At 45.8% G+C, this 12649-nt stretch carries 9 protein-coding genes; all 9 read right to left on the bottom strand.

Features of this window, described 5'->3' with window-relative positions; genetic code table 11:
• Window positions 1–123: 123 nt before the first annotated feature.
• The 9 genes from ACFQ0C_RS12450 to ACFQ0C_RS12410 all read right to left on the bottom strand — a co-directional run bounded on the left by ACFQ0C_RS12450 (window position 124) and on the right by ACFQ0C_RS12410 (window position 12485).
• Window positions 124–1221 carry a mandelate racemase/muconate lactonizing enzyme family protein gene (locus ACFQ0C_RS12450; RefSeq protein WP_379367163.1) on the bottom strand — a complete coding sequence of 366 codons (1098 nt, stop codon included), beginning with the start codon at window positions 1219–1221 and terminating at the stop codon, window positions 124–126.
• A 238-nt stretch (window positions 1222–1459) separates the two neighbouring features.
• A complete protein-coding gene (locus ACFQ0C_RS12445) occupies window positions 1460–2125 on the bottom strand; it encodes a GntR family transcriptional regulator (RefSeq protein WP_379367161.1) in 666 nt (221 codons plus the stop codon).
• A 600-nt stretch (window positions 2126–2725) separates the two neighbouring features.
• Window positions 2726–4270: a glycoside hydrolase family 28 protein gene (locus ACFQ0C_RS12440; protein ID WP_379367159.1), complete on the bottom strand. Its 1545-nt coding sequence runs from the start codon at window positions 4268–4270 to the stop codon at window positions 2726–2728.
• Window positions 4271–4678: 408 nt separating this feature from the next.
• Window positions 4679–6985, bottom strand: coding sequence for a helix-turn-helix domain-containing protein (locus ACFQ0C_RS12435; protein ID WP_379367157.1), 2307 nt, complete (start codon window positions 6983–6985; stop codon window positions 4679–4681).
• Between the two features lie 217 nt (window positions 6986–7202).
• A complete protein-coding gene (locus ACFQ0C_RS12430) occupies window positions 7203–8099 on the bottom strand; it encodes a glycoside hydrolase family protein (RefSeq protein WP_379367155.1) in 897 nt (298 codons plus the stop codon).
• A 64-nt stretch (window positions 8100–8163) separates the two neighbouring features.
• Window positions 8164–9042, bottom strand: a complete 879-nt coding sequence (locus ACFQ0C_RS12425; protein ID WP_379367153.1) for a family 43 glycosylhydrolase — start codon at window positions 9040–9042, stop codon at window positions 8164–8166.
• 94 nt (window positions 9043–9136) lie between these two features.
• On the bottom strand, window positions 9137–10654 hold the full coding sequence (locus ACFQ0C_RS12420; protein ID WP_379367151.1) for an extracellular solute-binding protein: 1518 nt from the start codon (window positions 10652–10654) through the stop codon (window positions 9137–9139).
• Window positions 10655–10682: 28 nt separating this feature from the next.
• The gene (locus tag ACFQ0C_RS12415) at window positions 10683–11561 is read right to left on the bottom strand and encodes a carbohydrate ABC transporter permease (RefSeq protein ID WP_379367149.1); all 879 of its coding nucleotides are present in this window, start codon (window positions 11559–11561) and stop codon (window positions 10683–10685) included.
• 18 nt (window positions 11562–11579) lie between these two features.
• On the bottom strand, window positions 11580–12485 hold the full coding sequence (locus ACFQ0C_RS12410) for an ABC transporter permease (protein WP_379367327.1): 906 nt from the start codon (window positions 12483–12485) through the stop codon (window positions 11580–11582).
• Window positions 12486–12649 lie beyond the last annotated feature (164 nt).

Here is a 12649-nt window from a genome sequence, read left to right as displayed (position 1 = left end):
CCTTTATTCCCAATAGTTGGACTAACATCATTTCAATTTCTATCATAAAGAGAAATGGCAACGGTTTATATGGTAATTATTAAAGAATTCTGTATCATTTTTTTACTTTTCGCCAATACTTCGTTATTTCACACGGAATTTCTCAAAGCAGGCGGGGATAATCTCCGTTGAGGCCCCGGGCATTTGAGGCAGCACATAAAAGCCGTCCTTCACGGTAGCGGGCTCTATGAAAATATCGCGAATCCATGGGATATATTCCAGCATAATAGCATTTTGGGTAGAAGCAACCAGATGCTGATGAATTTGTCCCATCTCTCCGACATGCGGAACAATCGGAAGATCATAAGAAGCGGCCAAGCCTGCTACCTGCAGCCATTCTGTAATTCCTCCTACGCGGGTAACGTCTACCTGAACATATTCTACAGCCCCTTGGTGGATATAGTCGCGGAATGCATATTTAGAATAGACATGTTCGCCCAAGGCAATCGGGACATTCAATTCGTCCGCAAGCTTTTTATGCCCTAATATATCATCGGGATTGAGAGGCTCCTCAAGCCAATACAAATCGAACTCCTCCAGCTTCTTTCCCCAAGTCATCGCCGTGTTAATATTCCACATTTGATTGACATCGATCATCAAAATAATGTCGTCCCCGATCGCTTGTCTGACCGCCTTCACACGGTCGTAATCCTCGCGCGAATCCGGTTTGCCGACCTTCATTTTGACACCCGTAAAGCCTTCCTCAACAAAGGAGGTTATGTCCTTCAGCAAGCGCTCTTTGGGCCAGTTGAGCCAACCGCCGTTCGTGTTGTAAGCTTTGATCCGTTTCGATTTGTGGCCGCCCAAATACTGCCATAGCGGTTTGTTCGCAGCCTTGGACATAATGTCCCACAGTGCAATATCCACTGCTGCCATGGCCATATGCGTAATGCCGGCACGTCCGATCCAATGCATTTTGCCGAAGCGCAGCTCATCCCAAATCTCTTTTACCATAAACGGATCTTTACCCAGTAAAACCGGGGCATAATAACGGTCTATGGTATCGGCTATCATCTCGTCCCCATTCGCACATGTGCCTGTAAAACCATAGCCGGTGATTCCTTCGTCAGTGAATATTCTCACGCCGGGCAACCCCCAATGAGTCGGGGCGTTAATGGCATCCGTAATAGGCGGATTCAAAGGGATATGCAGAATAAAGCTTTCTACTTTTGTTATTTTCATCGTTTTCTCTCCTTGTGAGTTTACTTTTTTAAAATAAGTATTTAGCACATCACCGCCTGCCCCTGACGGAGCAACTACGGAAATCTGCTTGTCTAGATATTTGGATGCGCCTTGTAGTAGACAGCGTACCCTGGCGGCGCTGCTGTTACGGTAACGATCGAGCCGGATTGCTCACCTCCTCTCATAAATTCGTCATCAATCATATATCGTGTATGATTTTTCTTAAAAAAAGAAAGTTTTAATGAAAATAAACTTTCGTTCTTTCCAATGAATTTTGTAAATGAAGACGCAATGCCTGGGAAGCTTCCTGCACATTTCTTTGTATCAGATGATGTAAAATCTGGGCGTGCTCCTCCCACTCCAGTTGACTATGATCAATGTTCATATTTTTTTGTAAAAAGACGAGGTAGCTTTGAATCCGTTCGATGTAGCCGCTGACTACATTTTGCAGCATATCATTACCGCAATATTGCAAAATAACACCGTGAAGAATCTCATTCATTTCAAATACGTACTGCAAAAATTCGCTATCGCTGGCAGGCTTCACTTTGGCGAATGAATCCATTTTCTCTTTGATATGAAGCAACTCCTGCTCTGGAATGAGCGTGACCGCTTTTTCAACCGCAAGGGTTTCCAGGTGAATGCGAAGTTCGAACAATTCATTCAAATCTTTAAGCGACATGGGGGTCACGAACATGCCTTTATAAGGAATCATATCCACGAATCCTTCGGAAGAAAGTCTGGACAGCGCTTCTCGAATGGGGATATTGCTTACCTCCAAGTCCCGGCCAAGCTTATCAATGTTAACCTTCTCGCCCGGAGCCAATTCGTGGGATAAGATCTGCTCCTTAATAATTTTGTATATTTCATCAGTAAGAACATATTTACTTAATTTCTTTTTCATATTTGGATTCTCCGTCGATGGGATGATGTATCATGTATGATTATATGCCGGTTTCCATCTTTTCACAATTCATTCGACCAACAACCACACTTATGCAATGCAATGTCTATACCTAATGATACGCGGAAACAGGAGTGGCTTTATATAGTAAAAATTTAAGAAATACCTATCTTTTTTTTACCTTGGTAGGTTGTTCAAACTCTCCAAAGGAACGTAGGGGCTATAATGCGACGTAGATGAGAGCAGGACCCGGCAAGTCATTTTCGGGGGAGCTAACTGGAAAACATCCCGCTAATTCCACTCAAATCACCTTTATTTACCTGTTTAGCTTGATTTCCTACCGCTAATTCGATTCAGTTCCGGCCATTTCCTAAAAATGGATAAGATTAGCTTGAGCTTTTCCTGTTATTCTTCTAACTTTGGATGTTTACTATAAATTAGCTTGAGGTTTTCCTGTTAGTCTTTTCCCGTCATCTCCACTAACATTCAGCCGTATCTGCTAACAGAAGCACCGCGCGCTGTTCCCAGCGTGCGGTGCTTCTGTTGCATGACGGCAGTCGACCACATTCATCTATAAATTAAGCCAATTCCATTTATAATCTAGCTTGCTCCGCCATCAGGCATACGGTTAGCGGCGGAAAAATAGTGCGGGCTCGTCCCGTCAGCAAATCGGACTGCCGTTTCCGCTTCTAGCATATCGTTGCCGACGATGAACAGACCGCTTGCAGGCACATCGTCCAGCAGCAGGAACGTGCCAGTCCCCGGCTCTGCCTTGCAATTTTGCACGGACACGCCGTCCGCGTGCTTGAGCTCGATTGCCGTCCCGCCCGGTTCAGCCGGAGCGCCTCGGAATTCACTCAATGATAATCGCTCAAGATGCTCCCCATACAACGCATTGGACCAATGCTTGTTTAGCGGGCTCTGCCACTCGATATCGATGTCCTTCAGCGTGATATGCTTCCCGTAACGGCAGAAAACCGCTGGAATAGGATGATGAAAAACTCCACGGTACGATGGATTCGAGTCGAACACACCACCGGGATATCCACTCTCATCACGCATCTTCAGCTTCAAGCCATGAATCGAGATACCTTCGATGATACTCTCCTCTGAGCCTTCCAGGTAAACAGCATTTTCCGCTTCTGCCAGAATATGCTCAAACCGGATGTTTCGGATAATTCCTGGAAAACCATGCTCTCGTCTGCGCTCTGCCGATACGAAGATTGCTTCTCCTTTGCCCCACCATTTACGCTTGCGCTGCTGCTCGAATTCGTCGCTAAATAAACGCGTTTGAACAATGATGTTGGAAAACAAAATATTCTCAATCGTACCGCCGTTTCTGGCCCAAACGCCCAGCCCCCGGTTTGAGTAGCGAATCACACAGTTTTGGAATACGACATTGCGAATATCGGCAAACGTCTCCGTTCCTATCTTTAAAGCGCAGGATCTGGAAATCATCGTACAATTAGTGACCGTAATATTCTCGCAGGCTCCATATGCGGCAGCACCGTGCTTCGTAGTCTTCAACACAATGCAGTCATCCCCGGCTTCTATGTGACAGTCCGATATATGCACGTCCGAGCAGCTATCCGGATCAATGCCATCGTTATTAGGACCGCGCAATTGACCGAGAATTTTGATGCCCTGCACATTAACACGACGGCAACCGGTCATATGAAGACACCAGGATGATGCTCGGTATAGGGTAACATCCCGGAATAGTACATCCGTACAGCCTTCCAAGTCCACAAGCTTCGGACGGAAATCCTGCAGCGGCAGCAGTACATGATCTCCTTGACCGTCATCCTCCTGCAAAAACCGTTCTCCCTGACCATCAATAATTCCCGGGCCCGTCACCGAGACACAGCTGGCATGACGCGCACTAATTAAACCGCAGGTACCCACGTTAGGATCCGGCGTAAAATCCTTCTCATCCATACTGCTAACAATTCGACCCATTGCTTCCAGATGAAGGTTCACGTTTGATTTTAGCATAATGGTGCCTGATAAATAATTACCCTTCGGTACAGTTACCGTTCCTCCGCCTTGCTCATTGCAAAAGTCAATTGCCGCCTGTATAGCCAGAGTATCCAGTGAAATTCCATCCCCAATTGCACCAAAATCTTTAATGTTAATAGCGCTCATAATAATCCCCCTTTCCATATATATCAGCGTACTAAGCTGCCAGATTCCTGTCGACAATCCCAACAGCATCTACCGGGTGGTAATAATCATAGGGGCAGACCGAGTAATCATTACAGCGCGTAAAAAATCCCCGCAAAGTGGGGTCCTGCTTCGAAGTTGATTCAGATACTTTGCGGGGAGCCCCGAAACATATAAAAAATCCCCACAAAGTGGGGTCCTGCTTCGAAGTTGATTCAGATACTTTGCGGGGAGCCCCTTCCATATAGGCAAAAAAGCCGCCCTTACCTTCAAATAAGAATGTAAGGGCGGCTTGCTTTTACGGACGGACCATATGTCACAGTGATTCCTGTGTTTCCTGTGTCTTGATCATTTACATTTTCTATATCTTAAGCTCTATGCAATGACGGATTACCGATGCTTTTCACGGTACTGCCCAGGGGTCATATCCTCCAGCTTGCGGAAATACCTGATAAAATTTTGCGAATTATGGTATTGGAGCCTTTCGGCAATTTCGTTAATCTTCATATCCGTCTCCACCAGCCATTGCTTTGCTACGGACAATCTATATTTCGACAGGTAGTCGCTGAAATTACTGCCCGTCTCCTTGCGGAATACCGTCTTTATATAATTGGGATGATAATTCAACCTGGAGGCGCACAGCTCCAAAGTAAGCTCGCTTTCAAACTCCTTATGAATCATATCCAGCATTCGTTCGGATATTTTCTTATTCTGGCTTTCCCAGCGCTGGTGCAGCGAGGCCATCATTGGTTCGATAACATCATGGAAGATCCATTCTTCGATCTCTTCGGCCGTCTTAAGCTCCAGCAGATGCTCGTTAATCGGTTTGCCCGATGCCTGGAGAGGGTTCACCGATTCCCCTGCCTCCTGCCATTCGCGAATCAAATCGATTAGCAGCCTCGTCATCGCCATCTGAAAATCATAGTATCGCGGATAATCACCCAGCACCTTTTGAATAAACTCTTTTAAAATATCCCGCGCTTTATCTCTTTCTTCCGTCTTAACCGCATCGATCAGCTCTTTCTCAAGCCAATCCGGATAGGCCGCGGCAATACGGGTGTCAGGTAATACGCTGTCAAAAGGCAGGATCACCTGCTCGCCGAAACGCACTCTGTAGGTTAAGGCTTCCAGGCTTTGCTTATAGGCATGTGGTGTATCGTTGATATCCGTATACAGACGGCTGATGCCGATGCTGATCTTGAGGTTCAGCAGCTCCCGGATTGTTGCTTGAATCCGTTCGGCGAACCGGTACAAGTCATTCCCGTAATCATTGCCTTCTTCTATTCCGCTGCGGCATATGGTAACTTGATTGTTCACCATAACAACCGGCTCCAAGCGTTGCGTGGCAGGAATAAGCTCTCCCACAATATTGTTGATGGCAAACATCAATAAATCAAGATCACTCTCGGTATATCTTGTATTCTCCATGTTATCGATCTGGACTGTCATCACACCGAACTGAGCAGGTTCCGAATCATATGAGAACTGCTGCCAGCGCTCCCGCGTTTCTCCAGGGCGGATTTCCCCTTGCAGAAGCCTGCGGATAAAGAAGGCCTCCAGCTGCTTGGAATGCTTGCGCAGCTGATCGCGCAGCTCCGTCTGGGAATTTCGCAGCGAATGAATATGATCACCAATGAATTGAAGCTCATCCTTGATGTGGCGGTCATCGGATGATTGATCACCGACAGCAAAGGACAGTATACGTTGAATCGGTGAATACATACGTTTAGACCCCGCCCAGGACAGGAAGAAGATCACTAAGAAAACTCCAAGCGACACGTACAGAGTGTACCAGCCTATTGCCCGAGAATCTTTGGTAATATCGCTTACAGAGGAGAAGGACAAATACTTCCAGCCATTATAGGCAGATTGGCGGTACATAACACCTATCGTTTCATTATGAGTCTTGAACGTTAAATAGCCGCTATTCTTGTCATCCGAATTATTAATGCTTTCAATAGCATGGTTCAACTCTTCCGTAGATTGGATTACACGTCCTTCGGGCTGCGTTAACAACCGGTTTTCCCGATCTAGAATGATGGTCTCGCGATCCGGTGATTCGTTAAACACAAGCTTCTCTAACGAGTAGGCCGGAAGCTCGCCTATAATCAACCCGGTACTGCTAAGAGAACCAAGCGGAAGCTTCTTTATAAGCCTGACACCCAATGCCGGGTCATGCGTAAGGCTGAGTGCAGTCTGACTGTCCGATTGCTTCTGAGAGACGACACTAGTCCAATAGGAAGCTGCCTCGGCTTGAATGTAGCTCTGAACAGACCCCAACATGTCGGAATCCTCAAGCTTTGAATAACCTTGGTTGGAGATGATCCATCCGTTTTTCAGATTGGCCATGTACACGTTCTTCGCGCCCAGCTCGTACGGCTGCATTTTGTTCAGCCCTGCGGTCAGCTCATTTAACATTTCAAAATTACGCTCGGTAATAGGCGTTTGTAACGCTTCCCTCACAAGCGAAGTGCTTACATACTGGGTCATGAGGTTCTCAAATAATTGCAGCACCTGCTCCACATTCTTTTGGGTTTGCTGCAGAAGCTGCATATTACTATCATTAACCTTCTGCTGAACGCTGTCTTTCGCCCGAATGAAGGATAAGGTGCCTAACGTAACCACTGGAACCGTGCCGATCAGAAGACTGAATATGAGGAGTCGAACCAAATAGTTGGATGTAAACAGCCTGGACATGCGGTTCCCTCCGATGCAAACGTGAAAGTTTTCTACTATGTAACATTGTAGTCTATTTAATAAAAAAGCTCAAAAGGACTCATTAAGCAAAAAAACTGCGAGGGCCGGCTTACAGTGACCTTCTGGCAGCTTTTTCATGTTGAGCACTACACCGATTTCTATTAAGGCTTATTAAAAATCATACGTCATCACTGCTTATAGTTTGTGAAAAATGCTCCTAAGGCCATTGCCACTCAACAAGATCATCGCTCCATGCGATTCCAATACATGCGTAGGTATCGAAGATTACGCGTTCGTCCTCGGGACCGGTTCCGTGAAAGAACATAAGGAATTTCTGAATTCCGGGAACTAGTCTGCAATCCAATACAAAGCCCGCGGTTATCCTTCCTCTAGCCCAATCCCAATCTTGTTGGCCTAATGTCAGCAAGGCGGCAGCATGATTCCAGTTTTTCAAATCAAAGGATCTCATGATCCCAATTCCATTCTCCGGAGAATGAAACATAATGTATTGATCCTCAACTTTCAAAATACAAACGTTCTCTCCAGCGCTTTCGTTTCCGCAGTACGTCCAATGAATCAAGTCATGCGAATAGGAATGGCTGACGCCGTTCTGTTTATAGAAACACCACCATTTGCCCGGTTCATCCTTGTCTTCAATTAAATAAGGATCAATCATCCGCCCCATAGACTCGACTGAAACTTGATCTCCCTTCAGCAGAAGAAGCTCCGGTACTGTCCAATGTACGAGGTCCGTGCTCTCCATGCTCCAAATCCGGGAGCTCTCATTGCCGTATTTCTCCCCGTTAGGCCTCGGATAGGTTTGGAGACACATAACCCATCGATCCTTGTAACGGATAATGTTGCCCGGGCTTGAATAGTTCAAGCTTCGGTCTCTCGGTGTCAAGCGCGTCGGCTCGCTCCAAGTCACAAGATCCACGCTATGGCTCATCGCCGTGTACATAAATACTTGACCATCGGGCTCCGTCTCAACCAGAGTATAATACAGCCTGAATACACCATCATAATAAATTGCGGCTGGATCGCGGTATCCGGTATGTTTGTCTCCATGGAGCAATATGGGTGACTGAATAAGGTTCAAATTCAAAGCAGTCAATTTCATCCCTCCTGAGAGTTTTGCTAAGCAAAACTTACTTGGTAAGCATCAGCTCGACTTCCCGTTACAACACGGGTCGAATTCGTAATTGTTCATCGAATTCAACCTTCAACGCGGCAGGCCTCTCCCGAAAAGGCGCATTGGAGTCGTTGCCAAAAAATGTACTCCACCATTGTCCGCTTTTATCCTGAAAAAACATATTATGTCCTCCATGCGGAACGGCTAAATAGCGTTCACCATAAGGACCATATATATGGTCCGAGCTTGCTACGTAGCAGTGGTAATCTCCTGCAATAAATTCTGCTCCAGCCAGGTAATACCTGCCATGGGCCTTGAACAGAAAGGTTCCTTCAAAGCCAACATGCTCGGCATTGGATGGACTCAACAGTCTAAGCTCCTCTGCCAAACCCGACATATCTTCATTCATCCTGGCAATTTTACCGTTATCGCACAAGAAATACACGGTACCGTCATCGTCTTGAAATAACGAAGCATCAATATGTGGGTTGAGTGGCGAATTGGCGGCAATATGATCCATATAGGGGCCTTCCGCCCTCCCGCTGACGCTTCTTAATAAACCGTTGCCTAATCTCGGGATACTGTACGTGATCCAGAAGGTGCCCTTCAAATAATGAATTTCCGGAGCCCAAAGTGGGCGGAACGGTGCACCGTCGCGAAGGCCTGTCTCCTTCTGCCAAGTACCGTCGCGATCCACGTTCCATACTGAAGATCTTTTACGTGGCTCGGTTATAACCGGAGTCCATGTGTGCATATCGGCCGATTTCCACACTTGAATATCTCCCGTAACAGCCCACCAATCAGGAGAGCCAGTCGTTCCTGTCAAATAATAATAACCATCGCCACCTATACAAATCGAGGTGTCACGAATCGGATAGTCGAACAAAGGCTCGAACGGTTGCGGTAATTTAAGCGGCTTTGTCATCGTCACCAGTTCCTTCTATTCGTTGTTAGAATTCGTCGGCCTTAAACCAGGCAAATCCGCCGAGGATTCGGCGGACTCCAGTAAAGATCAGGCTTTACTTACCGTTGCTCTTGTTATAATCAGCAGTAAACTCTTCGATGATTTTGTCTCCACCACCGGAGCGCCACTTGGCAACAGCAGCCTCCCAGCCTTTATCATCCAGCTCACCAAGAACGAATTTGACTTGAGCATCCGTAACGGCCTTCTTCAGATCAACACCTTTTTGTGTGTTCATATCCGAAAGCAGAGAAGCACTTAAATCAACGACCCCTATTTTTTCGTTATCCGTAAATAGCTTGTCGATCTTTTGCTCCAGCAGTGTTTTCTGAATTTTCACACCCGCATATGGATTGCCCCATCTAAAGTTTTGCCAATCGTCAGAGCCCTTGGACCCGTCAATTTTTTTCGCGCTTCCGTTTTCAGTCTTATAATCCGTTCCTTCTATTCCAGCATTAATCAAGGACAGCATCGGCTCATCACCCATTTTATCCAGGAATCCGAGAATTTGCTTCAATTTCGCTTCATCTTTTACATTTGACTTAGGAATTGCAATCAATGAATCATAGCCATTAGTGCCTCTTACTCGTTGTCCCTGCGGCCCGTCAAAATTTTGCGCGACATCAACCACTACTTTAGGGTTCTGCTTTATCATATCTATATGGCGGCCGTAGCCGTCATCGATAACGGAGAAATACATGCCGGCTTTTCCTTGATTGAAGTAATCATATTTTTTAGCTATGGGGAAATCCGAAGCAATGATTTTTTCAGCGACCATTTTCTTATACAAATCCAATGCCGGCTTGAATTCCGGAGCCATAAAATCAGGGATAACCTTGCCATCCTTCAAGCCCCAGCCGTTCGGAGCACCGTTGTAAATGGCCAATTGCTTGAGCAGCTCCATGGTGGCGTCCTCTTGAATGCCGAACGTATTTTTCTTGCCATCTTTATCCGGATCATTTTCTGTAAACGCTTTAGCTACTTTGTAAAGATCTTCAGATGACTTAGGCATCTGCAGCCCCAGATTATCGAGCCAATCCTTGCGGATAATCATTCCGTAACGGGAAAGCACACGCTCTCTCGGAATACCGTACAGCTTCCCGCTGATACTTGCGTTCTTTACTGCTACCGGACTCATTTTGCTTAAATTTTTGTAGTCCTTCAGGTAGGGAGTTAACTCCCAGAATGCACCTGACAGCTGCGCATTCAGGTTCGCTGTCTCTTTCGTTTTCCGCAGCAGGATCACCTCGGGCAAATTGCCGGAAGCAATCGTTGCGCTTACCTTATCATCATAAGCCGTTCCCGCACCCGGAACCCAAGTGATATCCAGCTTTGTATTCGTATATTCCTCAATTTTCTTTAAAAAAGGACTATCCTTTTTGGGTGGTTCCGGGGATTGCTGAATCATCATGACTTTTAATTCCAACGGTTTTGCAGGGGTACCTGCCGCCGGTTGTTGTCCAGTTGGTGCTTCTGTCTTGGAGGAAGTGCAAGCTGTCAGCATCGAAGCTGTTAAGCAGGTGGCGCAAACAACCGTGAGCAATTTTATAGACTTGCTGGATGCATAGGTTTTCATACAAAATCTCCTCTTTTCTTTCGTATATTTAGCCTTTCACTGACCCCAATAATGCTCCCTTGGCAAAATGCTTTTGCAGAAACGGATATACAATTAAGATAGGCAAAGTAGAAATAACAATAACGGCCATCTTGATCGTTTCTGCCGGTGGAGCTACGTAGCTGTCATCAAACTGAGTAGAATCCCCGATCCCTCCTTGTGATAATATAACGATCTGCCTTAACCATACCTGAATAGGCCAAAACTTACTTTCATTGACGTATAAAATAGCGTTAAAATAAGCATTCCAATGTCCCACCGCGTAAAACAAAGCAAGTGACGCTAGCACAGGCGCTGACAGAGGAAGCACTATTCGGAACAAAATTCCGATGTCGCTGCAGCCGTCAATTCTTGCGGCCTCCTCAAGCCCATCGGGAAGCTGTTGAAAGAAGCTGCGCATAATAATCAGGTTAAAAGCGCTTATCAAGCCTGGAACAATAAGTGCCGCCGGACTGTCGAGAAGGCCTGTCTCCTTTACTACTAAATATGTGGGAATCATTCCGCCGCTAAACAGCATGGAGAACACTACCAGCTTCATGAACAGCTTTACGCCCATCAGATCTCTTTGCGCAAGCGGATATGCCATCAGTGCAGTGAAAAGCAAATTGGCCAAGGTTCCAGCTACCGTTATGAAAATAGAAACCCCAAGGCTGGATAAAATAATATCGGTCGAAAGAATATAACGGTAGCCTTCGAGCGAAAATTTGGTTGGGAATAATATAAATCCCTTCTTCAGTAATTCCTCAGGAGCTGTCAGTGAAGACGCCAAAATATAGATGAATGGCAGCACACACGCAGCCGCGACAAGCAATAGTAATAAATAATTCATTCCATCCAAGATTCTACCGGGCAATCGATGGTCTAACATCTCTGTCCCCTCCTTTTGTCAGTAAATTCCCTCTTCGCCAAATCGCTTAGCTAGACGGTTCGCAGAGGCGACCAAGATTAACCCCACTACTGATTTAAACATACCGACCGCTGTGCTGTAGCTGAATTTGCCCTGTGAAATCCCGGTCGAATACACATACGTATCAAACACCTCGCCAACCTCGCGGTTCATCGGATTGACCATCAGAAAAATTTGCTCGAAGCCTGAATCAAGAAAGCTGCCAATCCGCAAAATGAGCAAAATAATGATCGTACTGCGAATAGCAGGAAGGGTTATATGCCACATTTGCCGCCAACGATTAGCCCCATCCATTCGCGCTGCTTCGTATAATTGCGGATCAACGCCAGCGAGCGCTGCAAGAAAAATAATAGTACCCCAGCCTGTCTCCTTCCAAATCACCTGTGAAGTAATGATAGTACGAAACCAATCACGGCTAAGCAAAAAGTTGATCGGCTCAATGCCTGCGCTGTTCAGCATATTGTTGACTATGCCGCTCTCCGTTGAAAAAAACAGGAAGCTGATCCCGACTACCACAACCCAGGAAACAAAATGCGGAATATAGATGAAGGTCTGAATTAATCGTTTGAATACATCCTTGCGCACTTCATTCAACATGAGAGCAATAACAATCGGCAATGGAAAGAAGAATACTATGTTGTAAACAGCTAGAATAAAAGTGTTGCGAAACAGCATCCAGAAGGTTTCATCATTGAAAAAAGTTTCAAAATGCTTAAAGCCAACCCATTTGCTTCCAAAAAAGCCCAGGAACGGCTGGTAATCCTGAAAGGCTATCAGAACGCCCCACATTGGCACATATTTATAAATAAGGAAGTATAATAGCCCGGGCAGCAGCATGAGATAAAACCATTTCTGCTTTTTAAGCCGGCGGTTGAAGATAATCATCTTAGAAGCTGTAAGCGTTTGAATTTTTGCAGAATCGGCCTGCATCACACATCCCTCCAAAGTTTCCCATCTGTTTATGCTCACCAGGGATACTCCTAACTTAAACGTGTTATGAATTCATGTCTACAATCACCATGGCATATCATTGCCGTAAAATGGTTATA

Origin of the sequence: Paenibacillus sp. GCM10027630 (genome assembly GCF_042676305.1) — a bacterium.
Taxonomy (GTDB): domain Bacteria; phylum Bacillota; class Bacilli; order Paenibacillales; family NBRC-103111; genus Paenibacillus_S.
This window is presented reverse-complemented; position numbering and strand designations above follow the sequence as displayed.